26 protein-coding genes are annotated in these 24,253 nt (G+C 71.1%); 17 read left to right on the forward strand and 9 right to left on the reverse strand.

From position 1 onward, the window contains the following. Window positions 1-73 precede the first annotated feature (73 nt). On the reverse strand, window positions 74-370 hold the full coding sequence (locus AB1046_RS03955; protein ID WP_369372541.1) for a hypothetical protein: 297 nt from the start codon (window positions 368-370) through the stop codon (window positions 74-76). Between the two features lie 176 nt (window positions 371-546). Between AB1046_RS03955 and AB1046_RS03960 the strand changes: the two genes are divergently transcribed. Continuing rightward, window positions 547-930, forward strand: a complete 384-nt coding sequence (locus AB1046_RS03960) for a hypothetical protein (RefSeq protein ID WP_369372543.1) — start codon at window positions 547-549, stop codon at window positions 928-930. A 131-nt stretch (window positions 931-1,061) separates the two neighbouring features. Next, a complete protein-coding gene (locus AB1046_RS03965) occupies window positions 1,062-1,682 on the forward strand; it encodes an excalibur calcium-binding domain-containing protein (protein ID WP_369372545.1) in 621 nt (206 codons plus the stop codon). Between the two features lie 114 nt (window positions 1,683-1,796). Here the strand turns inward: AB1046_RS03965 and AB1046_RS03970 are convergent, their stop codons facing one another. Together AB1046_RS03970 and AB1046_RS03975 are read right to left on the reverse strand one after the other, a co-directional pair. Continuing rightward, entirely contained in the window at window positions 1,797-2,570 is a 774-nt protein-coding gene (locus tag AB1046_RS03970; RefSeq protein WP_369372547.1) for a glycerophosphodiester phosphodiesterase family protein, read from the reverse strand. A gap of 83 nt (window positions 2,571-2,653) precedes the next feature. Further along, a complete protein-coding gene (locus AB1046_RS03975; protein ID WP_369372549.1) occupies window positions 2,654-3,649 on the reverse strand; it encodes an alpha/beta fold hydrolase in 996 nt (331 codons plus the stop codon). 120 nt (window positions 3,650-3,769) lie between these two features. Here AB1046_RS03975 and AB1046_RS03980 point away from each other — a divergent pair, with 120 nt between their 5' ends. Continuing rightward, window positions 3,770-5,260, forward strand: coding sequence for an alpha-hydroxy-acid oxidizing protein (locus tag AB1046_RS03980; RefSeq protein WP_369372551.1), 1,491 nt, complete (start codon window positions 3,770-3,772; stop codon window positions 5,258-5,260). 159 nt (window positions 5,261-5,419) lie between these two features. Further along, window positions 5,420-6,850: an MFS transporter gene (locus tag AB1046_RS03985; RefSeq protein WP_369372553.1), complete on the forward strand. Its 1,431-nt coding sequence runs from the start codon at window positions 5,420-5,422 to the stop codon at window positions 6,848-6,850. A gap of 44 nt (window positions 6,851-6,894) precedes the next feature. Here AB1046_RS03985 and AB1046_RS03990 read toward each other — a convergent pair whose 3' ends face one another. Continuing rightward, a complete protein-coding gene (locus AB1046_RS03990) occupies window positions 6,895-8,010 on the reverse strand; it encodes a sigma-70 family RNA polymerase sigma factor (protein ID WP_369372555.1) in 1,116 nt (371 codons plus the stop codon). Between the two features lie 97 nt (window positions 8,011-8,107). Further along, window positions 8,108-8,464, reverse strand: a complete 357-nt coding sequence (locus AB1046_RS03995) for an iron chaperone (RefSeq protein WP_369372557.1) — start codon at window positions 8,462-8,464, stop codon at window positions 8,108-8,110. Window positions 8,465-8,675: 211 nt separating this feature from the next. Here AB1046_RS03995 and AB1046_RS04000 point away from each other — a divergent pair, with 211 nt between their 5' ends. Then, window positions 8,676-10,325 carry a DUF222 domain-containing protein gene (locus tag AB1046_RS04000; RefSeq protein WP_369372559.1) on the forward strand — a complete coding sequence of 550 codons (1,650 nt, stop codon included), beginning with the start codon at window positions 8,676-8,678 and terminating at the stop codon, window positions 10,323-10,325. Here the strand turns inward: AB1046_RS04000 and AB1046_RS04005 are convergent. Then, window positions 10,283-11,752, reverse strand: coding sequence for an MFS transporter (locus AB1046_RS04005; protein WP_369372561.1), 1,470 nt, complete (start codon window positions 11,750-11,752; stop codon window positions 10,283-10,285). The two genes, AB1046_RS04000 and AB1046_RS04005, sit on opposite strands and share 43 nt — an antisense overlap. Beyond that, window positions 11,749-12,876: a zinc-binding dehydrogenase gene (locus AB1046_RS04010; RefSeq protein WP_369372563.1), complete on the reverse strand. Its 1,128-nt coding sequence runs from the start codon at window positions 12,874-12,876 to the stop codon at window positions 11,749-11,751. The genes AB1046_RS04005 and AB1046_RS04010 overlap by 4 nt, the downstream gene beginning before the upstream one ends. A 245-nt stretch (window positions 12,877-13,121) precedes the next feature. Here AB1046_RS04010 and soxR point away from each other — a divergent pair, with 245 nt between their 5' ends. Together soxR and AB1046_RS04020 are read left to right on the forward strand one after the other, a co-directional pair. Beyond that, window positions 13,122-13,610, forward strand: coding sequence for a redox-sensitive transcriptional activator SoxR (gene soxR / locus AB1046_RS04015; protein ID WP_369372565.1), 489 nt, complete (start codon window positions 13,122-13,124; stop codon window positions 13,608-13,610). An 84-nt stretch (window positions 13,611-13,694) separates the two neighbouring features. Beyond that, window positions 13,695-14,165 (forward strand): type II 3-dehydroquinate dehydratase, encoded by a 471-nt coding sequence (locus AB1046_RS04020; protein WP_369372567.1) that lies wholly within the window; start codon window positions 13,695-13,697, stop codon window positions 14,163-14,165. Between the two features lie 24 nt (window positions 14,166-14,189). Here the strand turns inward: AB1046_RS04020 and AB1046_RS04025 are convergent, their stop codons facing one another. Together AB1046_RS04025 and AB1046_RS04030 are read right to left on the reverse strand one after the other, a co-directional pair. Continuing rightward, window positions 14,190-15,008, reverse strand: coding sequence for a hypothetical protein (locus AB1046_RS04025; RefSeq protein ID WP_369372569.1), 819 nt, complete (start codon window positions 15,006-15,008; stop codon window positions 14,190-14,192). Window positions 15,009-15,015: 7 nt separating this feature from the next. After that, on the reverse strand, window positions 15,016-15,669 hold the full coding sequence (locus AB1046_RS04030; protein ID WP_369372571.1) for a sigma factor-like helix-turn-helix DNA-binding protein: 654 nt from the start codon (window positions 15,667-15,669) through the stop codon (window positions 15,016-15,018). Window positions 15,670-15,831: 162 nt separating this feature from the next. Between AB1046_RS04030 and AB1046_RS04035 the strand changes: the two genes are divergently transcribed. The 10 genes from AB1046_RS04035 to AB1046_RS04080 all read left to right on the forward strand — a co-directional run bounded on the left by AB1046_RS04035 (window position 15,832) and on the right by AB1046_RS04080 (window position 24,252). Continuing rightward, the gene (locus tag AB1046_RS04035) at window positions 15,832-16,338 is read left to right on the forward strand and encodes a Pycsar system effector family protein (protein ID WP_369372573.1); all 507 of its coding nucleotides are present in this window, start codon (window positions 15,832-15,834) and stop codon (window positions 16,336-16,338) included. 123 nt (window positions 16,339-16,461) lie between these two features. Then, the gene (gene efp / locus AB1046_RS04040; RefSeq protein ID WP_369372575.1) at window positions 16,462-17,025 is read left to right on the forward strand and encodes an elongation factor P; all 564 of its coding nucleotides are present in this window, start codon (window positions 16,462-16,464) and stop codon (window positions 17,023-17,025) included. 93 nt (window positions 17,026-17,118) lie between these two features. Next, complete coding sequence (nusB, locus tag AB1046_RS04045; RefSeq protein ID WP_369372577.1) at window positions 17,119-17,535, forward strand: transcription antitermination factor NusB; 417 nt, start codon at window positions 17,119-17,121, stop codon at window positions 17,533-17,535. 82 nt (window positions 17,536-17,617) lie between these two features. Continuing rightward, a complete protein-coding gene (locus AB1046_RS04050; RefSeq protein ID WP_369372579.1) occupies window positions 17,618-18,868 on the forward strand; it encodes an MFS transporter in 1,251 nt (416 codons plus the stop codon). 167 nt (window positions 18,869-19,035) lie between these two features. Continuing rightward, window positions 19,036-19,509, forward strand: a complete 474-nt coding sequence (locus AB1046_RS04055; protein ID WP_369372581.1) for an SRPBCC domain-containing protein — start codon at window positions 19,036-19,038, stop codon at window positions 19,507-19,509. After that, a complete protein-coding gene (locus tag AB1046_RS04060) occupies window positions 19,503-20,039 on the forward strand; it encodes an ArsR/SmtB family transcription factor (protein WP_369372583.1) in 537 nt (178 codons plus the stop codon). Before AB1046_RS04055 ends, AB1046_RS04060 begins: the two co-directional genes overlap by 7 nt. Window positions 20,040-20,376: 337 nt before the next feature. Further along, the gene (gene pyrR, locus AB1046_RS04065) at window positions 20,377-21,090 is read left to right on the forward strand and encodes a bifunctional pyr operon transcriptional regulator/uracil phosphoribosyltransferase PyrR (protein WP_369372585.1); all 714 of its coding nucleotides are present in this window, start codon (window positions 20,377-20,379) and stop codon (window positions 21,088-21,090) included. After that, window positions 21,087-22,124: an aspartate carbamoyltransferase catalytic subunit gene (locus tag AB1046_RS04070; protein WP_369372587.1), complete on the forward strand. Its 1,038-nt coding sequence runs from the start codon at window positions 21,087-21,089 to the stop codon at window positions 22,122-22,124. The genes pyrR and AB1046_RS04070 overlap by 4 nt, the downstream gene beginning before the upstream one ends. Next, window positions 22,121-23,590 carry a dihydroorotase gene (locus AB1046_RS04075; protein WP_369372589.1) on the forward strand — a complete coding sequence of 490 codons (1,470 nt, stop codon included), beginning with the start codon at window positions 22,121-22,123 and terminating at the stop codon, window positions 23,588-23,590. Before AB1046_RS04070 ends, AB1046_RS04075 begins: the two co-directional genes overlap by 4 nt. After that, the gene (locus AB1046_RS04080; protein WP_369372591.1) at window positions 23,587-24,252 is read left to right on the forward strand and encodes a hypothetical protein; all 666 of its coding nucleotides are present in this window, start codon (window positions 23,587-23,589) and stop codon (window positions 24,250-24,252) included. Before AB1046_RS04075 ends, AB1046_RS04080 begins: the two co-directional genes overlap by 4 nt. Window position 24,253: the final 1 nt, after the last annotated feature.

Consider the following 24,253-nt stretch of genomic DNA (forward strand, 5'->3'; position numbering starts at 1 on the left):
CAGGGGGCGAAGTGGAGATTAACCTCGGCGGATGATCTCCGATCCCGGCTTCCGGGCCGCCCGCAGGGCCGGGTCACGCGGCATCGTTCCCCTGGTCCTTCCCCTGGTGTTCCTCGTCTTCCTGGGTTTCATCGTCCAGGCGTTCTCCCCGGACGGCCTCGAAGCGTCGCTGCCGTTCCTCCTTGTGGGTGGGTTCGCGGCCGCCATCGCGCTGTTCCTCTTCTTCGCAGAGGTCAGGCGTGGCGCGCGGAACCGCGGCGCCTGGGGCCGGGCCGCGCGAGGTGCGGTGTCCCTGACGCTGCGCGGCGAGGCCGTGGCCAAGCAGCGCAACGTGTCTGGCCGGCCGATGCGCACCGTCGTCGTCGAGCACCGCGGGGAGCAGCGGTACCTCCACCTGCTGTTCGCGAAGAATGCCCCGGCTGAGCTCCTGCGACAGGGCCCAGCGACGGTTGAGTTCTTCGCCGGGACCGACGTCGAAGGCCCTGCGCGGCTCCTGCTGCCGGACGGCCGGACGCTCTGGGCGTTCACCACGCGCCTCGGGAGCGAGTGGAGGTCAAGCCCCGCAGCGGGGCTGCCCGCTCGTCCGCCACGTCGTCGGATGACGGCAGCGCCGGGCTCATCGCGCCGACGGTCCTCGTCGGGTCCGGACCGTACGGCGACAATCGGGAACGGGATAGCGACGACGGCCGCGACCAGGCCACTGAGAGCGCCGGGTACGACAGCAGCTCGGGCGACGGGTTCGGTGACGCCACGTGGTCGGGCGGCGACGGCTGGACGGGCGGCGGCTCCTGGGGCGGCGACTCCACCTGGTCCGGCTCGGACGGCGGCGGCGGTGGCGGTAGCGGCTGGTCCGGCGGGGACGGCGGCGGCTGGTCCGGCGGCGACTCCGGCGGCGGTGGCGGCGACTCGGGCGGCGGCGGCAGTTCCTGACAGCGGAATGAGCAACGGGTGATCCTGCTCTGGCCCCAGCGTGGCGCGAGCCGTGCAGGTCTAACGTCCGGCGCACAGGAGGCTCAGTGCGTGTGGCGGTAGCCGCACGCCGACCGAAGGGTGCCCCACACATGCGCAGGGCCAACGATTTCTCCGGAAAGTATGTCCCCCTCAAGGAAGTACCGCAGTCAACCCGGCGCAAGCCGCTGCTGATCATCGCCGCGGTGGCCGCGGTGGTCCTCGTCTTCATCCTGGGGCTCGGCATCGGTGCCGGTGACCGGGGCGCCGTCGAGATCGTCGCTGCTGAAGCCTCGGCGTCCGCGGCGGCGTCCGAAGCGGCAGCCGCCGCTGACGAGAAGATCACGGCGGCCGAGAGCGAGAAGGCAGCCCTCGTCGCGGACCAGGAGGCGCTCGTGGCGGGCGAGGCCAAGCTCGCATCAGACCGGAAGAGCTTCGACGCGAGGGTCACCGGCGTCAAGCAGCAAGAGGGGAAGCTGAAGGAGCGGGAGGCGGCGGTCAAGACTGCCGAGGCACAGATGGACACTCGGGAGTCCGAGGTGGCCCAGCGCGAGGACGCGGCCGAGGTCGCGGCTCTCGGGGGCGGTGACACGTCGGACGACGGCGCCGGCGGCACCGCTTACTACGAGAACTGCGACGCCGCGCGGGCGGCCGGTGCGGCACCGGTCTACAGCGGAGATCCCGGCTACGGCTCGCACCTGGACCGGGACGGCGACGGCGTCGGCTGCGAGTGAGGTCCTCGGCAGCTTGCACCACAGACGCGGCACTTTGCATCGAGGTCGGCTCAGGCCTGTACCGACCTCAATGCAAGGTGCCGACTTCACACGGGAGTGCCGACTTCGGGGGGCCTAGTCCCAGAGGCCGCGCTCGACCAGGACGTCCTTGAGCAGGTCGGCGCGGTCGGTGACGAGGCCGTCGACGCCCTCGTCGATGAGCCGGTTCATCTCGTCCGGCTCGTTGATGGTCCAGACGTGCAGCTTCTTGCCGAGCGCATGTGCCGCGGCGATCGATGCCGCGTCCACCACGGTGATCGACCTGTGGCCGACCGGTACCTGCAGCGCATCGACGTCGTGCAGCGCCCGGCGGGCCAGGGGGGTCACGCGCAGCCGCACCCCGGCGAGGAAGGTGCGGATCTCGCTGCGCCCGGCCGACGTCGCGACGGGGCGGGACAGCTTGGCGAGTGTCGCGCGGCGTCGGACGGCGTCGAAGGACGTGACGCACACGCGGTCCCACGACGACGTCTTCTCGATGGCCCTAGCCACCGGCCCGATGCCGGAGTTGTGCTTGACGTCGACGTTCACCCGCAGGCCGGGCCATCCGCCGAGCACGTCCTCGAGGAGCGGCACGGGCTCGACACCGCCGATGCGAGCCTCGCTGACGTCCGACCACGGCAGCTCGGCCACGAGGCCGGCGCCGTCGGTGGTGCGGTCGAGCGACTCGTCGTGCAGCGCTACGGCGACGCCGTCGGCCGTGCCGTGCGCATCCGTCTCCACGTAGCGGTAGCCGAGATCGACGGCGGCGCCGAACGCCGCCAGTGAGTTCTCCAGGCCTTCGGTTCCGACCGAAGCGTGCGCGAACCCGCGGTGGGCGAGGGCTTGGAACGGCCCCTCGAAGTAGGTCACTGGCTTTCCCTTGTCTGAGTGGTCTGTGTGCTGTCTTGCTGCGCGGTGTCTTGCTGCGCGGTGTCTGATTACGCGGTGGCTGGTTACGTGCTGTCTCGGGCGCCGACGGCGGTGGCGACCTGGCTGTCCGTCCATTTCAACATGCCGTCGAGGTACGCCTCGCGCGGCCCGCGGGCCGACAGCGAGAGGTCGTGCACCCCGCCCGGGACGACGAGCTCCGTGACGTCGTGACCCAGCCCCGGCCCGAGGGCGGCCATGTGCTGCACGTCGAGCACCGTGTCCTGCGCGTCGAGCAGCGGGTTGTCGGGCTGGTCGGGGCCGGACGAGTCGGACCGCGCGAGCAGCACGGGGCACGCGATCTCCAGCCCGGCGGCGATCCGGGCCTGACCCCGTCGCACGGCGACGAACCACCCGACCCGGCCCGGCAGGCCCTCGGGGCGCTTGAGCGTCGTGTCGAACTCCCACCGACCGCCGTTCGCCGCGAGCAGGTGCTCGGCGTACCGGGACGGGTTGTCGCTGATGATCGTGGTGGAGGCCAGATGCCCGACGGTGTCCAGCACCCGCGTCCCGATCGTGCGCTGCCACTGCGGAGCCCGCAGGTCGAGGAACGGTGAGTCGAGCACCAGCGCGTCGGGTCCGGCGGCGGCCCCCGCCGCGTTGCGGTGGGCGTGGGCCCACAGGGAGGCCGTGAGCCCGCCCGTCGAGTGGGCGTGCAGCACGAGCGGCAGGCCCGGCTCCAGGGATCGCACGGCCCGGGCGGCCGCGGCGATGTCCGTCGCCTGCTCGCGCAGATCCATCACGAAGTGCGGGATCTGGTCGGGCTCCAGCGACCGCCCTGCGGCCCTCAGGTCGACGGCGTAGAACGCGTAACCGGCGGCCGCGAAGGAACGCGCCAGGTGTTCCTGGAAGAAGTAGTCGTTGTAGCCGTGCACGTGGATGACGGCGGCCTTGGGCGATCCGAGGTCCTCCGGGTGCGGGTACCGCACCAGGGTGGCCGGCCCGAGCCGGGCCTCCTGGAACGGCTCGCCGAGCAGATGGTCGGTGCGCCAGTCGAGCGCGTCTTCCGGGGAACCAGGCACGTGCGGATCGTATGCCGCGAACCGCCGTCCGCGCAGTTCGCAGCGCCGCACTCTGTCCTAGCTCTGTTCCTAGCTCTATCCCTAGCTCTGTCCTGGTGACCACGTGACAGGATGTCCGGCATGCGCAATATCGGGCGGACAGTGCAGTCCTCGATCTACCGCAACGGTGTGTACGGCGACCGGCCGGTGGTCCCCACCAGCCCCGACGCCCTCGCCGACGCCGCCCGACGCCGGATGACGAGCACCGCCTGGTCCTATGTCGCCGGTGGTGCAGGTGCCCAGCGCACCGTCGAGGCGAACCAGGAGGCGTTCGGCCGGTACCGGATCGTCCCGCGGCAGCTCGTCGACGTCGGACAGCGCTCCCTGGCCACCACCCTGCTCGGACGCGAGCTGCCCGCCCCCGTGCTGTTCGGGCCGGTCGGGGCGCTGGAGCTGGCCGTGCAGCACCAGCGTGGCCGCGTCTTCTCCGGCGTCTCCCGCGGCGGCCGCGCCGGCGCCCCGCGCAACGCCGAGCCCGCGCTCGCCCGCGCCGCCCGAGACCTCGGCCTGCCCGTCGTCATCTCCTCCCAGGCCTCCACACCCATGGAGGACACCGCCGCGGTCCTCGGCGACAGCCCGCGCTGGTTCCAGCTCTACTGGTCGTCCGACGACGCCGTCGTCGCCTCCTTCGTAGCCCGCGCCGAGGCCAGCGGCTGCGAAGCCATAGTCGTCACCCTCGACACCCACGTGCTCGGCTGGCGCACCCAGGACCTCGACCGCGGCTACCTGCCGTTCGCCCGCGCCGAGGGCATCGCCCAGTACCTCAGCGACCCCGAGTTCCAGAGGCTCGTCGAGGCCCGCGTCCGGGGCGCGGAGTCCGGCTCGGCTTCCGGCTCTGCCACCGGTTCGGCGTCCAGCTCTACCCCCGGATCGGCTTCCGGCTCGGCCTCCGGAACGGCGGGCGAGACGACGGCGTCCCACCGGCCCACCCTCGCCGCCGTCCGCGCCCTGCTGTCCATGGCGCGGCACCACCCCGGCCGGACCCTGCGCAACCTCACCGCGCCGCACACCCGGGCCGCCGTAGAGACGTTCCTCGACGTCTTCTCCCGCTCCACCCTCACCTGGAGCGACCTCGCCTGGCTGCGCGAACGCACCACCCTGCCCATCCTCGTCAAGGGCATCCAGCACCCCGACGACGCCCGCGCCGCCCTCGACCACGGCGCCGACGGCATCATCGTGTCCAACCACGGCGGGCGACAGATCGACAACGCCGTCGCATCCCTCGACGCTCTTGGTCCCGTGGTGGACGCCGTGCGCGCGCACCAGGGCGGTGCGGGCGAGGTCGGTGCACACGGCACAGACCAGGGGATCGACGGCGCCGGCACGACCCGCGCCCGCGTGCCGGTGCTGTTCGACTCCGGGATCCGCACCGGCGCCGACGTCTTCACCGCCCTCGCCCTCGGCGCCGACGCCGTCCTCCTGGGCCGCCCCTGGGTCTACGGCCTCGCCCTCGCCGGAGCCGACGGTGTCCGCGCCGTCGCCGAGCACGTACTGGCCGAGCTGGACATCACGATGGCGCTCGCGGGCGTGTCCTCGACGGAGCAGATCGGGCGGCACAACCTCGCGTCATGACGTGCCGCCTTGTTCGTCTGGCTGCACGCCTGGTTGACCCGCCGCTGACCAGGTCAGACGTACAGATCATCGGGGTGACCTGCGGGTCTGACCGTGGTCGGTATGAGATCGTGACCGCCCCAGCCCCCGTCATTCATGCGATCCGGGCAGACTGCGGCCATGACCGACGCCCCCCGCCGACCCGACGCACCGGATTCCGGATCGACGAGTGCCCCGCAGAGCCCACCAGCCCCGACGATGGGCCTGGAGCTGCAGGAGGGCGTGCGGATCCCACGCCGTCAGGTGATCTCCTGGGCGCTCTGGGACTGGGGGACGCAGCCGTTCAACACGGTGATCTTGACGTTCGTGTTCACGGCGGCATACCTGACCACGGAGTCGTTCCTTGACCCGGCGGTCGCGGCGCTGGGTCCGGGTGACCCCGCCTACCAGCGCGGCCTCGCTGACCTGACCAGCGGGGTGGGCCTGTGGAACACCCTGGCCGGCATCCTCATCCTCGTCCTCGCCCCCGTGCTGGGGCAGCGCGCGGACGCCACCGGCCGGCGCAAGGCGTGGCTCGCCGGCGGCACGGTCGGCATGGTGCTGTGCATGCTCGCGCTGTGGTTCGTCGAGGCTGACCCGGCCTACTTCGTGCTCGGCGCCGCCCTGATCGGCCTGGGCAGCGTGCTCAACGAGATCGCCGGCGTGAACTACAACGCCATGATGGTCTCCGTCGCCACGCCGAAGACTGTCGGCAAGGTGTCCGGGCTCGGCTGGGGCCTGGGCTACGTGGGCGGCATCCTGGCGCTCCTGTTCGTGCTCGTCGCCAGGGCCGCCGACTGGTGGGGCATGCCCACCGACAACGGCCTCGCCTTCCGCGTGATCGCCGTGGGCTGCGCCCTCTGGACGTTGGCGTTCGCCTGGCAGGTCCTGGCCTTCGTGCCGGAGCTGCCGCCCACCAAGGGCCGCGCCAAGGTGGGGTTCTTCGCCAGCTACGTGGTGCTGTTCCGCGACGTGCAGGGCCTCTGGCGCAACGCGCGCCGCACCTTCTGGTTCCTGCTGGCCAGCGCCGTGTTCCGCGACGGACTGAGCGGCGTCTTCGCGTTCGGCGCGATCATCGGCGGCGTGAGCTTCGGCTTCTCTGCCGACCAGGTGATCGTCTTCGGTATTGCCGCCAACCTCGTGGCCGGGGTCAGCACCATTCTCGTGGGCTTCGCCGACGACCGCTTCGGGCCCCGCTCCGTCATTCTCAGCACGCTCAGCATCATCGTCGTCGCCGGGCTCGCCGTCGTGTTCCTGCGTGATCTCGGCCCGATCGTCTACTGGGTGGGCGGGCTGATCCTGTCGGCCTGCGTAGGCCCCGCTCAGGCCGCGTCCCGGTCGTACCTCGCCCGCGTGACGCCGGCGGGCAAGGAGTCCGAGATCTTCGGCCTCTACGCCACCACCGGCCGCGCCACGTCCTGGATGTCGAGCCTCCTGTGGACCATCACCATCGCCGCCACCGGCGCGACCATCTGGGGCACGCTCGGGATCGTCGCCGTCGTTCTCTTCGGTCTTGTGCTGATGTGGTTCGTGCGGGAAGCGCCGTCGCCGACTGACGCCGTCGCCGACTGACGCACTTGCCGAGCGACCGACTGACTGGCTGACCCGCTGACCGACTACTGGTCGTGCCGGTTCGCCCGGGTGCCCTTCAACCGGGCGTTCTCCAGCCGAGCGCTCTTCAGCGACGCCTGAAGCCGGTCGAGGTCGGCGAGCGGCCCCAGGTGCCGCAGCTTCTCGGGGTTGATCACGCCCCGGATGCCCGCGATCACGCCGTCGGACACCTCGAACGACCACGTACCCACCAGGCCGCCACCCACCACGTCGTCCGCCACGATGAGCAGGCCGGGCTCACCGCCCACCAGCGCGTGCTCGAAGTGGAGGGGCGCGCCACGATGCATGAAGCCCGCCAGCAGCCGCGCGATCTTCTCGCGGCCGGCGATGGGCCGGGAGATCGACATGCCCGGCGGCACCTTCCCGCCGCCGTCACCCGTCAGGACGACGTCCTGCGCGAGCAGCTCCAGCAACGGGTCCACCTCGCCGTCCTCGCACGTCGCGAGAAACTTGGCCACGAGCTGGTCGGCACGGGCCCTGTCACCTGTCTGCCGGGCGGGCTGCACACCTTCGACGACGTCGCCGCGCTGCCGCGCGATCCGTCGTCTCGCCCGCGACACCAGCTGACGCGCGGCGACCTCGCTCGTACCGATGACGTCGGCGGCGTCGCTGTGCGGAAAACCGAGCACGTCGTGCAGCAGGAACGCCGCGCGCTCCGTCGGGGTGAGCGTCTCCAGGAGCACCAGGAATGCCGTCGAGAGATCATCGGCGAGCTCGGCGTGCGCCGCGGCGTCGGGCGGCGCCGTCGCCATCGCGACCGGAAGGCCCGACGGCAGGCCCGACGGAAGCGGACCCACCAGGGGCTCCGGCAGCCACGCACCCACGTACGACTCACGCCTAACCCGCGCCGAACGCAGCACGTCGATGGCGATCCGGGTCGTCACGGTGGTGACGAACGCGTCCGGGTTGCGCAGCCCCTCCGCCTGCGACACGCGCGTCAGTGCCTCCTGCACCACGTCCTCGGCCTCCGCGACGCTGCCGAGCATCCGGTAGGCAACGGTGAACGCCAGGGGGCGGAGCCGGCCGAGGGCGGCATCGTCGAGGCGGGTGCTGCTCGTGCTGGCGCTGTTGCCGGTGCTGCTCGTGGTGTCAGAACTGCCCGTGTCGCCGGGATCCTTCATGAGCTCATGCTCTCGCGTCATACCCCTCTGACGTCGTAGGACCGGGAAACGTGACAGCCTTTTCGAAGGCGTTGGTTGCTGCGGCGCCGGCGGCTGTTCACCGGGTGCGCATGGCGTCGATCTCGTCCCGGCGGAGCAGTATGAGGCGGTCGAGGACGTCGTCGGGCAGCGGTTGCTCCGGCGTGAACCGGACGGTGCCCTTCGAGGTCGAGAAGCCCACCAGGTCCGGTGCCAGGGCCTCGATCGCCGCCGGGCTGAACGGGTAGAGCCCGATGTGCTTCGCCGTGACCTGCGCCGAGATGAGCGGGCTGCCGCGATAGCGCAGCGCTGCCATGCCGTAGCTGAGACCCTCCTCGGCATCGGGTACCAGAGCGAGCGCCCGTGCCCGCACGTGCTCGACCGCGTCCCGTGCGGAGCCGTCCAGGCTGGCGATGTACTCGGTGAGCTCGTCCATGGGTACAGCCTCGCGAGATGCGAGTGCTGCCGCGAGGTGTGAGCCGCCGGCGGGACCCGGCTCCCTGAGTGCCACTGACCCCGAAGAGTTATCCACAGATTTAAAAGATGGCGTGCAATGCGTATGAATGTTCGAGACAATGGGGTAAGTCAACCAAGGCAGGAGGTGGGTACCGATGGAAGAGGCGACGAGTGGAGTGGGGCCTGGTGCGGTGCCTCCTGCGCGATCGATCGAAGACGCGCTGGCCCGGATGGACGACGTCGTGGGCGAGCTCGCAGACCTCGTCGGTCCCGACGCCCTGAACGGGTGGAACGCCCCGGGCTTCTCCCTGCTGACGTCGGCGCACACCCGGATCCGCCGCCTGACGGCACGGCTGGACGGGATGCGCTACACGCTGCTGACCAAGATCGAGGACGACGGGTCGTGGCGGTCGGGCGGCATGTCGCGCACCTTCACGTCGTGGCTCCGCGTGCGCGAGGGCGTGGCGGCGGCGACCGCGCGCAAGGACGTGACGACCGCGCGCAGGCTGGCCACGGCGCTGCCCGCGACACGCGAGCGCCTGGTCGCGGGGGAGCTGGGGGCCGACCATGCCCGGGTGATGACCGAGGTGGCACCCACCAGCGCGACGCGCGAGGACGCGCTCGCCTGGCTGATCGACACTCGCACCGGTGAGCCGACCACGCCCGAGCTGTTCGTGCAGACCGTCACCGTCGATCTGCCCGACCCTGCAGACGATCCAGATGGCGCCCGCACCCGGGAGCAGATCACGGTGGTGCTGGAGGGCGCGATCGCCGAGGGATCCCTCGTGACCGGGGAGGGCCTCGTGCTGCGTGAGGCGGGCTCGCTGAACGCCGACCAGTTCCGCATCCTGGCGCGCCGGTTCGCCACCGTGACCGACCCGGACGCGGACGACGAGGACGACGACAAGGCGGCCAAGGGCGAGTACCTCGACCTCTCGCGGACCTTGGGCGGCTACCACCTCGAGGGGTTCCTGACCGACGAGCACGGTCTGCTGCTGTCCACCGCGATCAACGCGGTCATGGGCGCTCCCGCCGCGGAGGACTCCAGGACACCTGCCCAGCGCCGGGCGCAGGCCGTGGCGGACGTAGCCCGCATGGTCCTCGACACCAACGCGGCTTCGCCGGGTGCGTCGATTCCACCGCACCTCAACGTCACGGTGTCCTGGACCGAGCTCGTCAGCCAGGTCACGCGCACCCGCGACGGGCTCTGCGTCGCCTGTGGGCAGGTGTCACCCGGCCGGGTGAAGCGAGCGGGACCGGGGCTGCTGTCCGCCGGCGGTCCGGTCTTCACCGAGACCGGCGGTCGGGCGCCAAGCGCGCTGGTGCGCCGCCTGGCCTGCGACAGCGCGATCACTCGCGTGGTGTTCGGGCCTGACGGCGCGGTGCTCGACGTCGGCCGCGCCCAGCGGACCGTGACCGGGCAGATGCGCCGTGCGGTCATCGCCCGCGACCAACATTGTGTCTACCCCGGCTGCGACCAGCCACCTTCGCGCTGCGAGGTGCACCATGCCGTGACGCACTGGGCTGACGGGGGTGCGACGTCCGTGGCGAACAGCGCGCTGCTGTGCTGGCACCACCACCAGCTGGTCGACGCGCGCGGCATCACCATGCGCTGGGCCGGCCCGCTGGCTCCGGCGTCGTCGGGACACTCGTCGAGACCGGCTGGGTCTTCACCGACGCTCGTGGCAAGCGCATCAGCCTGCCCGAGGCGGTCGAGGCGCTGCCCTCAGTGGCGGCTCCGCCCGGCGAGCCGCCAGTGGATCCACCGGCCGCGGCCGCCTGAGCTGCTGACAGCGGATCAGCTGACAGGTCGGTCGGCGCGTGTCCGGAGGGGGACTTGAACCCCCACCCCCGGCGCTCGCGTCCGGCTCGCGAGCAGCAGGGCTCCCAGGGCCAGAGTCGCCGTGAGCCCGAGCACAACGGCGTACGCGGGTAGCCCCGCCACGTCGTACAGGGCCCAGAGGAGCGTCCCGGTCGCGGAGGCGGCGAGCGCAGCGGCGACGGCGTCTGCCACCTGCAGCGCCGACGATGCCGAACCCTGCTCGTGCGGTGCCGCGAGCTCGAGCGTGAGGATCGACAGGGTCGGATAGACCAGACCCATCCCGGTGCCGGACAGCACCCAGAACGCCATTCCGACTCCAGCCGGCAGGTCCGGGAGCACAAGGAGCGCCGCACCGACCATGCCGAGGCCCAGCAGGCCGCCGCCCAGCCGGACGTATCCGGTGTGGCTCAGGCGCAGCAGGTTGCGCCCGCGCACCCACGACGCCGCGGACCAGCCGAGCGCTCCGAACGAGAGGATCAGGCCGGCGCCGCCGGGGCTGAGGTGTCGTTCGTGCACGAGGAGCAGGGGGAGCAGCACCTCGGCGCCGGTGAACGCCCCCGAGACCAGAGCCCGCACGGACACGACGGCGGGCAGACCGCGTCCGGCCCGGAGCACGGACAGGGCCAGGCGCAGCGCGTCCAGCAAGGGCCGCCCGGGTTCTCGATCGGCAGGGCCATCGTCGGTGCTGGTGGGATCGGCCCGGTTGGGCTCGGCGCTGGTGCGATCGGCCCTGCGGTCGGCCCCGGTGCGGACAGCCCTTGTGCGGTCGCCTTGCGCCGCTGTCAGCCCCGGGTACATCAGGAACGCGGCCGGAGCGGTGAGCACCGCTGCGCCAAGGATGACCCAGCGCCAGCCCAGGTGGTCCACGACGAGGCCGGCGAGCGCCGGCCCGACGATCGCCGGCACCACCCACGCGGTGGCGAGCGCCGAGAACACGGCGGGGTGCCGGTCGGCGGAGAAGACGCGGGCAATGAGCACGTACAAGGCGACGCCGAACAGCCCGCTGCCGATGCCCTGTACGGCGCGCCCGGCGATGAGGGCGCCCATGCCGGTAGCCGTCCCCGCCACGGTGAGCCCGACGACAAAGAGACCCATGCCGGTCCACATCGCCGGCGCCGGTCCGGCACGGTCGCACCAGCGGCCGGCGGCAAGCATGCCGACCACGCTGGTCGCGAAGACGACGGCGAACGCGAGCGTGTAGTGCCGCAGCCCGTTCAGGTCGACGGCGATGGTCGGCATTGCCGTCGCGACGGCGAGGGCCTCGAAAGCCCCGAGCGAGCAGAGCGCGACCATCCCGGTCAGGACGAGGCGCTGCGCGCCGCGGCTCAGCGCCCCCGGCGGCGTCCCTGACCCGGCATCTGGCGACGACGCTTCTGCCGACGCCGTCTTTGGCGCCGCAGCCTCCGGCTCGGGGCCCGACCCCGCTGGCGAGAACGTCTCCGTCACACCAGCACCACCTTGCCGGTGGTGTGGCGCTCCTCGAGCTCGCGGTGGGCTCGTGCGGCCTCGGCGAACGGCACACGATGGGTCGCGACCCGCCAGCGCCCGGATGCGGCGTTGGCCAGCGCGCGCTCCTGGTACGGCCGCTGGTCGGTCATCGGTGGAGCGTCCGGCCCGACGGCGTAGCGCACCTCGATGGGTGACTCGATCCGGTCGGTGTCTGCCCATGACGTGTACCGGTTGGGCGCACCGGAGGCCCAGCCGTACGCGATGAGCCGCCCGGGTGCGGTGCCGTCGTCGGCCGCGTTCCCTGCCTCGCCCGGTTGTGTCGCACCCAGTTGTGCGCCTCCCAGCAGTGCCGTGGCTGCCGTGCCGAGGTCCCCGCCCACTCCGTCGAACACGAGCGTCGCGGGGGACGGGCCGAGGGCCGCACGTGCGGTGTCCTCCCAGCCTGGGGCCGAGTAGTCGACAAGGGCGAGGCGACCGGAGCCGGACAGGTCCCCGGACGGAGCGTCCAGCAGTGCGTCGTCCAGCAGAGCGTCGTCCAGCAGGTCCCGCAGGATCTTCAGCTTCGCCGTGCCGCCCGCAAGGGCGACGACGCGGGCGCCGGCATGCAGCGCCTCCTGCACAAACAGCGGGCCGAGCCCGCCGGCGGCACCGGTGACGACGACAACGTCGGCCGCGGTGACGGCCGCGATGTCGAGGGTGTAGACGGCCATGCGGCCCGTGCCGACCATCGCGATCGCGTCGGCGGGGTCGAGGGGAGCGCCGTCGGGGCCGTCGGGGATCGCACGCAGCTTCTCGGCGGCGACGACGACGCGCCGGGCATACCCACCGCCGTCGGGCACCGGACCGAGATGGGCCACTACGCGCCGTCCGATCCACGATGCGTCGACCCCGGACCCGACGCCGGACACGGTGCCGGCGATCTCACGGCCAGGAATCGTTGGCAGGCTCGGCAGGGGGAGCGGCGGCCCGGCCTCACCGCGGCGGAGGCTGGTGTCGAGCAGGTGCACGCCGTGCGCGACGGCGTCGACGAGCACTTCCCCGGGACCGGGCGCAGGGTCCGGGACCTGCTCGAGCGTGAGGACCTCGGGTGGTCCGAAGGTGTGGTGTCTGATGGCGTCCATGCGATCATCCTTTAACCTGAACCAAAGTTGAGGTCAACCAGTTGGGCCGACGTTGAGGTCAACGGCGTCCCGAGCCGGTCGGCGTCATCTCGAATGGAAGCACTCGGAGCCACCTGGAGTGACCAGGAATTGGTCAGAAGTCTCTGGCTTGTCTGGCGTCTCTGGCTTGTCTGGCGTCGCCGGACTGCCTGGCGTTGCCAGGCACGAGTGTCGCCGAAGCCTGTGAGAGCCGTAGGAGGCTACAGATGGAAGCACCCAACCCAGCCGTCCCGTGGGACCGTGACGAGCTTACGGTCGGCGACCTAGCGACCCGGAGCGGTGTGGCGGTCTCCGCACTGCACTTCTACGAGCGCAAGGGGTTGATCGCGAGCCGCCGCACGCCGGGCAACCAGCGGCGCTACCGGCGCGAGACGCTGCGGCGCGTGGCGTTCATCCGGGTGTCCCAGCGGGTCGGCATCCCGCTCGCGGACATCGGCGCGGCGCTCGACACCCTGCCCGGAGACCGCACGCCGACGGCGAAGGACTGGCGCCGCATCTCGCAGGCCTGGCACGACGACCTCGACGCGCGGATCGAGCAGCTGTCCCGGCTGCGTGACCACCTCACCGACTGCATCGGCTGCGGCTGCCTCTCGCTGCGCCGGTGCGTGCTGACCAACCCGCACGACGAGCTTGCCGAGATGGGCCCGGGCCCGCGGACGCTCCTGGTCGAAGGGCTGGAACCGGAGGGTGCGTGAGTGCCGGTCGTTGCTGCCGGTCGTTGCTGCCGGCCGTGAGTGTCGGCCGAGTGGGCTCGCTCGCTGCCGACTAGGCTCGCGGCCATGGTTTCTGCTCTGCCCCGCGTCCTGGTGCTCAACGGTCCTAACCTCGGCCGGCTCGGTGTTCGCGAGCCCGAGATCTACGGTCACGCCTCGATGGCGGACCTCAAGGTCTCCGCCGCCCAGTGGGGCAAGGAGCTCGGCCTGGAGGTTGACGTGCGGCAGACCGACGACGAGTCGGAGATCGTCGGCTGGCTCCACGAGGCAGTCGACGCCGGTGCGCACGTGGTGCTGAACCCGGCGGCGTTCACGCACTACTCGTACGCACTGCGCGACGCCGCCGCGCAGGTAACCACCGCGGACCTGCTGCTGGTCGAGGTGCATCTGTCGAACCCGGCCACGCGCGAGTCGTTCCGGCACTACTCGGTGGTGGCCGGCGTCGCCACGGGTACGGTCGCGGGGTTCGGGTTCGACTCGTACCGGCTGGCGCTGACGGCGATCGCTGAGCGGCTGGCGAGTAAGCCCCAGGCTTAATATTTGCCTAATGAAGCGCTGGGCTTAACCTAGAACGAGCATCGCCAAACCGAGGCTGCCGAGTGCAAGGAGCCAGCTGGCAAAGCTGCCGATGAGAAAGTACTCGGTTACCGGATTCGGGCCCTGGTGGACCGGCGTGGCGGGAGCTGTTTGGCCGCCGTTCCCGGGGTCGTTGCCGGTGGTCTTCTGGATGAGGATGGGTGGCAGCGACCTGGAGCTGGACTCGCTGGCGGCTAGTTCGGGGAAGCGAAGCAGGCCCTTGGCCCCGACCACGACGGCTGCGGCCGTCAGGTTCCCCGCAAGGCCGAGGCCCAGGATGAAAAGCCGTTCCATCGGCCCGAGAACGCGCCCGCTCCGGAGGCGGTCAGAGCCTTCCTTGGTCGGGACATTGACAGCGTCGAGGATGAGCCGCACAAGGACGTTCGCAGTGGTGACCTGGACGAGCGCGATCCCGCCCACGAGGATCACGCGCGCCGGAGGGATCTCGGACAGGGGTCCGGGGACCCAGGTCGGCCAGGCGGTCGCCACGTCACCCCCGAACAGGAGCGCGATGACGACGCCCGCGCCGATCGCGGAGAACGCGGCGGTACGGCGTCCCTTCTCGCCGATCGCACGCCCGATCACATCGTCGAGCGCCCAAGCGGTGAGGAGTAGTGCGAGCGGTATGCCGACACCGAGCACGGTAGGCGCCGGGAGACCGCTTGCGGCCATGAGTGCCGCCAGGGTGGCAAGGCCCGCGGCGAGTGCGCTGTAGCGGCGAGCCTGGGAGATGGGCGCTTGGCTCGTGTCGCGGAACGCATCAGTAATGCCCAACGCCGCGAGAAACGCTCCGAGGACTGCCATCCGTGCATCACGCCTTTCCGAACAGAGCTTGCGCGTCCCGAACGGCGCTCACGCCCTTCGAGAACGCCTGGCTTACGGCCGACTCTGAGATGCCCTCCCGTTCGGCGATGGCCTTCTGGGGCTTGCCGTGAAGCGCGGAGAGAAGCATCCGCCGTTGGCGGTGGTTGAGTGTATCGACCAGGCCGTCACGTGCAACGAGGAACGCGTTGACGGGTGCGGGTGCTGGCCATCCGCTGTCCGTCGGGCCGGCGTACCTCGTTCCGGGCTTCCTGCCGAGCGAGTCGATCGCGTCCCGGGCAGCGTGCCACCCGGGGCCGTCCTGGCGGATCGGTTGAGACTCGAGCTCGAACACCCTGACGTCTCCATTGCCGATCCCGAATCGCATGACTACAAGGTCGGGCGCCGGTTCTGCGGATGCGGTGTCCTCGGTGCTGGGATGTGCGAGCTGATGAAGCTCGAGCCGGATCAGCAGGGTCGCGAGGGTCGCGTCGGCGACGGTCTTGAAGCCGCCCTGGATCTCGTCGCCGAAGGTCGGCTCAAGACGCTGTGCCAGGGGCATGGCGCTGCTGACCCGGGCGAGCGTAGCCAGGATTGCCTGCTGGGCCCGTGCGCGATCCTTGAGCGAACGGGAGCCGACGATGTCTCCGATGACGGTGTACACCAGTTAAGTGTATACCTCAATATCTCAACTATTAAGTTGTATGCTTAATTATCTGGCTGACGACCCCGGTAGGCTCGCGCAAGCGTTCGGTGGAGGTCGGGAGGCTGCATGGGTCGATGGGGTGTTGGTCGTGCGCAACGGGACTCAACTCGGTTGACCTCGATGCCAGATACCAGGGGCGAAGCCGCTGACGCGCAGTTCGTCCAGTCGATGCTCCAGCTGACGATCACCAACGCAGACGTCAAGACGAGCGTCCTCGTGGGTGCGATCGCGTTGACCTTCGGCGTTGGCACACCCGCGCTCCCGTTCTCTCAGGCGTTGGAACCTGGAGCCTGGCTGGCGCTGGTCGGTGCCGGCATCGGGATCATTGCCATAGTGCTGTGCGGTGTTGCGGGCCTGCACCTGGTCATGTCGCTCCGTCCGCGCATGATTGAGCGGGAGTTCTCACGGTATTCCTTGCCGGATATTGCTCGTGCGTCCGTCGACGAGCTTGTTGCGACCGGTCCGGAGGACGACCGACGTGAGGCGTGGGTGCAGGTGAAGAACCTTGCTGACATCTCTGCGCAGAAGCATGCGCACATCCGACGGGCGCTGACGTACTACCCGGTGTCCGTGGTTCTCATGGTGATCGCTGCCGCGATCGGCGTGATCGTGCGGAGTGCGGGCTAGGCCGACGAGCGCGTCGCCGTCCGTTAGACTTGGCCGCTGCTGCTTGACGCTTGACAACCCCAGACGCCGGCCCGCCGTCGGCGTGCTCCGGGTACAAACCTTCACCGACACAGGAAGACGAACGTGGCTACCACCAACGACATCAAGAACGGCACTGTGCTCCGCATCGACGGCAACCTCTGGTCGATCATCGAGTTCCAGCACGTCAAGCCGGGCAAGGGTGGAGCGTTCGTCCGAACGAAGATGAAGAACGTGCTGTCCGGCAAGGTCGTCGACAAGACGTTCAACGCGGGCATCAAGATCGAGACGGCCAACGTCGACCGTCGCGACTTCCAGTACCTGTACATGGACGGCGAGGACTTCGTCTTCATGGACAACGACACGTACGACCAGGTGACCGTGCCTGCCGCGACTGTTGGCGACGCGAAGGACTACATGCTCGAGGGCATGAGCGTCATGCTCGCCTCGAACGACGGCACGCCGCTCTACATCGAGCTGCCGACGTCCGTCGTCCTGGAGCTCACCTACACGGAGCCGGGCCTGCAGGGCGACCGCTCCACCGGCGGCACCAAGCCGGCGACGCTCGAGACCGGCGCGGAGATCCAGGTCCCGCTGTTCCTCGAGCAGGGCGTCAAGGTCAAGGTCGACACGCGCACGGGCGACTACCTCGGCCGGGTCACCGACTGACGCACGGCGGCTCCCGAGCAGGTTTCGACGCAGTCGCATTTTTTCGTAGCAGAGCCGTAGCAGTGCCGTAGCAAGGCGTAGCAGAGAGAGACCATGGGCGCACGCACCAAGGCGCGCAAGCGCGCCGCCGACATCCTCTTCGAGGCGGAGCAGCGGGGCATCGACCCGCTGAAGCTCCTCGCCGACCGCGTGGCCGTGCCGCACACCGAGGCGGCAGTGCCGCAGTACACGGTCGAGATCGTGGAGGGTGTGGTCGAGCACCGCGACCGCATCGACGAGGTGCTGGAGACCTACTCGCAGGGCTGGACCCTTGCGCGCATGCCCGCGGTCGACCGCGCGCTGCTGCGCATCGGCTCCTGGGAGGTCCTCTTCAACGACGACGTGCCCGACGCCGTAGCGGTGGACGAGGCGGTCGACCTGGCCGGGGACCTGTCTACCGACGACTCGCCGGCCTTCGTGAACGGCCTGCTCGGCCGGGTCAAGGACCTGAAGCCGACCCTGCTGGCCTGAGCCGGCACCCGGCAGGCACTGCGTTGGCAAGCACAGCATTGGCACATACAGCGTTGGCAAATACAGTGTTGGCAAGCACAGCGTGACCACCGGTCCCGGCGCCGAACGGTTCGACGAGCGACGTCTGCTCATCGCCCTGTTCGGCGCCGGGATCGCCGCTTTCGCGCAGCTCTACGCGCCACAGGCAGTTCTGCCCGACGCCGCACGCGAGCTCATGACGTCGGCCTCCGCGACGGCGCTGCTCGTCTCCGCCGCGACCCTGGGGCTGGCCGTCGGGGTGCTGCCCTGGGCGTGGGTCGCGGACCGCCTCGGACGCGTGCGGGCGATGACTGTCGCGATGCTCGGCGCCACCGCCGTCGGGCTCGCCGTGCCGTTCGCGCCGTCGTTCGGCCTGATCGTCGCCGGGCGCGCGGTGGAGGGGTTGCTCGTCGCGGGTGTGCCCGCCGTCGCCATGGCCTACCTGACCGAGATGCTGACCGAGCAGCCGACAGGGACCGGCGCGGCGTCCGTGGTGCCGCGCGCGGCCGGGACGTACGTGGCGGGGACGTCGATGGGTGGCCTCCTCGGGCGGCTTGTCTCCGGCGGCGTCGCCGAGCTGTTCGGCTGGCGCGCCGGGGTGGGGGCGGTAGCGGTCGCCTGCCTGATCGCGACCGGCTTGTTCATCTGGTTGGCACCGCGCGACCGCCCGCTACGCGACCGCCCGCTAAGCGGCGGTAGGTACGACGGCGGTGGGCACGGCGGTGGGCATGGCGACGGCGACTGCGGCGGACGTGTTGGCAGGCTCCGCGTCCTGCTCAGCCCGCGCCTGCTTGTGCTCGACGCCCAGGGCTTGTTGCTGATGGGCGGCTTCGTCGCGATCTACAACTACCTGGGCTTCCGCCTGGCCGCCGAGCCGTTCGGGCTGTCGTCGGGCGTGGTGAGCCTGGTGTTCCTCGCCTATCTGGCGGGCACCTGGTCGTCCGCGCGGACCGGGCGGCTCGTTGTGCGGCACGGCCGACGTCGGGTGCTGATCGTCTCGGCCGGGGTGATGGCGGCCGGGGTGGTCGCGACGCTGTCCGGCTGGCTGCCGGCGGTTCTGGTGGGACTGGTGGTGCTGACCGCGGGGTTCTTCGGGGCGCACGCCGTGGCCAGCGGGTGGACGCCGGTCGCGGCGCCGCGGGCCCGGACCCAGGCAGCGGCCGTCTACAACCTCGCCTACTACGCGGGGTCGAGCTTGTTCGGCTGGCTGGGTGGTGTCGGGTTCGCGCTCGCCGGCTGGTCCGGGACGGTGGGTATGGTGCTCGTCCTGGTAGCCCTCGCGGTGAGTCTGGCGGCGGCGGTGCTGCGCGACTGACCCGGCGCGCGTGCAGACCCGAGCAGGCAGAGAGCAGGCAGAGAGCAGTCGGAGGGCAGGCGCCAGTGCAACCCCACGGTTGCATGTTTGTCGACGGCGGTGCATAGTGGACGTGCAACCGAATGGTTGCGCTCATTCAGATGAGCCGATAGCCGTCGGAGGACGCCATGACCACCACCCAGCCCCGCGCGAGCATCGACCTCGACGCGCGATCCGTCACCCGCACCGTCCGCGTCGCCGCCGGCCCTGACGCCGTCTGGCGCGCGATCTCCGAGCCCGAGCATGTAGCCGGCTGGTTCGGCGACGGCTGCGAGACCGACGACGGCGGCCCGCTCACCGCTGGGACGCGGGGCCGCCTCCACTTCGAGGGCTACGGCTGGTTCGCGTTCGAGGTCACCCGCATCGAGCCCGGCCGCCTGCTCGCCTACCGCTGGGGTCAGTCGGCCGACGAGCCCGAGCGCATGACCGAGGCAGAGTTCACGCTGCAGCCCGATCGTGACGGCACCTACCTCACGGTGCACGAGACCGGCTTCAGTGGCGACACCGAGGACGACGTGCGGACCGCCATCGACGGCAACCGCCAGGGCTGGGACATCGAGCTCGACGAGCTCGTCGCGTACGTCGAGGCACGCGCATGGTGAGACGAGCTGTGCCTGCGACGTCGGCAGCGTCGTCGGTGACCCAGCCCGCCTCGCCAGCAGGGATGCCGACGGACTCACCGGTCGCCGCCTTCGCCGCGCTCGGCGACGAGACCCGCTGGGCAGTGCTCCAAGCTTTGGCAGAGGCGGGTTCGACAGCTGGTTCGACAGCCAGCTCGGCAGTCGACCTGACCGACGGTGCTGGGTCAGGTGGTGCTGGGCCGGGCGCTGCTGGGACAGGCGCTGCCGCCTCAGGCTTGACGGCCTCGGCCCTCGCCGCGCGGCTGCCCGTCACGCGGCAGGCGATCGCCAAGCACCTCGCTGTGCTCGAGGCCGCCGGGCTGGTCGAGTCGCAGACCGTGGGTCGCGAGCGTCGGTACCGCGCGCTCGGCGCGGAGCTGACGGCGCTGGGCCGCCGGCTCGAGCGCATCGGCGACGCGTGGGAGGCACGCCTGGGCCGGATCGCGAGCATCGCGGAGCACCTGGAGCACCTGGAGCACCTGGAGCGCCCGGAGCAATTGGAGCGGGGCTGAGCGGGCCCCTGCAACGAGTTCGGTCGGTTGCACGACGCCCTCTGCGAGTTCGGTCGGTTGCTTCGAGATCGGTCAATCGTTTGACCGATCTCGAAGCAACCGACCGAACTCAGCAACTGGTCGGTGCAACGGACCGATCTGGGGGCTGCGCTGCCCGCGTGGCGCCCCAGCCAGGCCCGGCGCCCGCAGCCCCTGGTGTGAGCAACGCCCCTCCAGGCGGGCGGCGGACCCGGCGTCCGGCGCCTGCCCGGCGGGTTAGGGTGGTGGCTGTCAGACTCCCTTTAAACCCGTCCCGTGAGGCGGAGAAGGAGGTCGCCAGATGCATCCTGGCACCCGCATGCCCGAATCCAGCGCAACACCGAGCCCCAGCACGGGATCCGACACGGACCCCGGCACGGCTCCCAGCAGCGCCCCGAGCACAGCCCCCGGTACCGACGCCGCGCGAACCGTGCTTGGCGAGGCCGACATCGCCCGCGCGCTGACCCGGATCGCCCACGAGATCGTCGAGCGGAACAAGGGCGCCGCCGACCTGCTCCTGCTCGGCATCCCGACGCGCGGCGTACAGCTCGCCCACCGGCTGGCCGAGCGCCTGGCGCAGATCGAGCCCACGTTCAGCGGCGAGTACGGCACGCTCGACGTGACCATGTACCGCGACGACCTTCGCCGTCAGCCCACCCGCGCCGTCGGGCAGACGGTGCTGCCGGGCAGCCTGGACGGCACCATCGACGACCGGGTGGTGGTCCTGGTCGACGACGTCCTGTTCTCCGGCCGCACCATCCGCGCCGCGCTCGACGCCCTGAACGACCTGGGCCGCCCCCGCGTGGTGCAGCTCGCCGCGCTGGTGGACCGCGGGCACCGCGAGCTCCCGATCCGCGCGGACTACGTCGGCAAGAACCTGCCCACCTCGCGCAGCGAGCGTGTGAAGGTCCGGCTGTCCGACGTCGACGGCGGGGTGGACGCCGTCGTCATCAGCGCCCTCCCGACCGGCGCGACCGGCGCGACCAGCCAGCCCAGCCCGACCAGCCAGCCCAGCGACGGGGGCGACCGATGAAGCACCTGCTGACCACCCAGGGCCTGTCCAAGGACGACGCGATCCTGCTCCTGGACACCTCCGCGCAGATGGCGGCCACCCAGGCGCGGGAGAACAAGAAGCTGCCCACGCTGCGCGGCCGCACAGTGGTCAACCTGTTCTACGAGGACTCCACGCGCACCCGGATCTCGTTCGAGACGGCGGCCAAGCGGCTCTCGGCGGACGTCATCAACTTCTCGGCCAAGGGGTCGAGCGTGTCCAAGGGCGAGTCCCTCAAGGACACGGCGCTGACGCTGCACGCCATGGGCGCCGACGCCGTGGTGGTGCGCCACTCGGCGTCGGGCGCCGCGCACCAGCTCGCGCACGCGGGCTGGCTCGACGCCGCAGTGCTCAATGCGGGCGACGGCATGCACCAGCACCCCACGCAGGCGCTGCTGGACGCGTTCACGATCCGCCGGCACCTGGTGGGGAACGTGGGCGTCGACGGACGCGGCCCGGACACCTCCATGGGCGCTGACCTGGCCGGCGTCCGCGTCGCGGTGGTCGGCGACGTGCTGCACTCGCGGGTCGCGCGCTCGAACGTCTACTTGCTGCGGACCCTCGGCGCCGAGGTCACGCTGGTCGCGCCGCCCACGCTGGTCCCGGTGGGTGTCGAGGAGTGGCCGTGCCGGGTCTCGTACCACCTGGACGAGACGCTCGAGCAGTGGCAGCCGGACGCGGTCATGATGCTGCGGGTGCAGCGTGAGCGGATGTCGGGCGGGTCGGGCGCGTTCTTCCCGAGCCCGATGGAGTACAGCCGCAAGTTCGGGTTCGACGCCCGCCGCCTGGCGGTGCTGCCGGACCACGCGATAGTGATGCATCCCGGTCCGATGAACCGCGGCCTGGAGATCTCGGCGGCCGCCGCCGACCACCCCCGCTCCGTGATCGTGGAGCAGGTGGCCAACGGTGTGGCCGTCCGGATGGCCGCCCTGTACCTCCTGCTGTCGGGCGACGACGGCACTGGCAGCACCGGCAGCACGAGCAGCACCAGCACCGACGAGAGGATCGCCCTGTGAGCACCCCTTCGAGCACGACCTACGTCCTGCGGGGGGTGCGTCCCTACGGCACGGACCCGGTCGACGTTGTGCTGGCCGACGGCGTGATCGCCGCCCTCGGCACGCCCGGCACGGTCGAGGTGCCCGACGGCGCGCACGAGGTGCAGGCCGAGGGCAGTGACGGAACAAGCAATGACGGGACAAGCAGTGACGGGACAGGCCTGGTCCTGCTGCCCGGCCTCGTCGACCTGCACACGCACCTGCGTGAGCCTGGCCGGGAGGACGCCGAGACGGTGTTCTCCGGCACTCGCGCCGCGGCCGCGGGTGGGTTCACCGCGGTGCACGCGATGGCGAACACGACGCCGACGCAGGACACCGCGGGCGTCGTCGAGCAGGTGTACCGGCTGGGCCAGGAGGCCGGGTGGGTGGACGTGTACCCCGTCGGCGCGGTGACGGTGGGCCTGGGCGGCGAGAAGCTCGCCGAGCTGGGCGCCATGGCCGACTCCGCCGCCCGCGTCCGGGTCTTCTCCGACGACGGCAAGTGTGTGCACGACCCCGTCCTGATGCGCCGCGCGCTGGAGTACGTCAAGGCGTTCGACGGCGTGGTGGCCCAGCACGCGCAGGAGCCACGCCTGACCGAGGGCGCGCAGATGAACGAGGGCGTCGTGTCCGCGCAGATCGGCCTGACGGGCTGGCCCGCCGTCGCCGAGGAGTCGATCATCGCCCGCGACGTGCTGCTGGCCGAACACGTGGGCTCGCGCCTGCACGTGTGCCACCTGTCCACCGCGGGTTCCGTGGAGATCATTCGCTGGGCCAAGGGCCGCGGCATCAACGTCACCGCCGAGGTGACACCGCACCACCTGGTCCTCACCGACGACCTGGCCCGCGACTACGACCCGGTGTTCAAGGTGAACCCGCCGCTGCGCACCGCCAAGGACGTCGAGGCGGTCCGCGCGGGCCTGGCCGACGGCACCATCGACATCGTCGCCACCGACCACGCGCCGCACCCGGTCGAGGACAAGGACTGCGAGTGGTCGTCGGCCGCGTTCGGCATGACGGGCCTGGAGACGGCGCTGTCCGTGGTGCAGCAGACCATGGTCGACACGGGCCGCATGACCTGGGCCGACGTCGCCCGCGTGCTCTCGGAGAATCCCGCGCGCATCGGCCGGATCAACGGGGAGCCCGCCGGAGTGCAAGGCGGAGTACAGGCTGGAGCGCACAGCGGAGGGCACAGCGGCGGGCACGGCCGCCCGATCGCCGTCGGCGAGCCCGCCAACCTGACCCTGGTAGACCCGGCCGCCACCCGCACGATCGACGGCCGGACCCAGGTCACGGCCAGCGCCAACACCCCGTTCGGCGGCATGGAGCTGCCGGGCCGGGTGGTCGCGACGTTCCTGCGCGGCCGGGCGACGGTCCTGGACGGCACGCTCGTCGACAGCGCGAAAGCCGGCAGCACAGCACACACTCTCGAAGGAGCCACCCGATGACTGTCCTGGCCGTCACCCTGCTGGTCGCCCTGGCGATCTTCCTGGTGCTGTACGTGACGCTCATCGGCCGACGCCGGCTCGCGCAGCGCACCACCACGCTCGTGCCGGTCCCGCCCCGGGCTCCGCGCGGTATCGGCCCGGTACGGTTCGGCCCGGTGGAGGCCGTCTACGTCTCCACGACCCTGCACGGCGACTGGCTCGCTCGCGTCGGCGCGCACGGCCTGGGCGACCGGTCGAGCGCGCTCGTCTCGGTGCACGACAGCGATCCGGGGCAGTACAGCGATCCTGGGCACGACGGCTCCGGGCGCGAGGGCGGCGTCCTGGTCGAGCGCGACGGGGCCGACGAGCTGTGGCTCCCGGTCGACACGATCCGTAGTGCGGGCCTCGCCCCGGGCATGGCGGGCAAGTACGTCGGCGCCGACGGGCTGGTCGTCGTCACCTGGGCAGTCCCGGAGGCGGACGACGTCGACGCGGCGCTCGTGGACACCGGCCTGCGCACGCGGCGCCCCCAGGACCGCGAAGCACTCGTAGACGCCGTCCGGAACCTGCTCGCCCAGCAGGCTCCACAGCCGCAGCAGGCTTACGAGCAGGAACAGACTCAGCAGCATCCCCAGCATCCCCAGCACCCCGAGCAGGACCCGTACCAGCAGGAGGCCCGGTGAC

The organism is Promicromonospora sp. Populi, assembly GCF_041081105.1.
Lineage (GTDB): Bacteria > Actinomycetota > Actinomycetes > Actinomycetales > Cellulomonadaceae > Promicromonospora.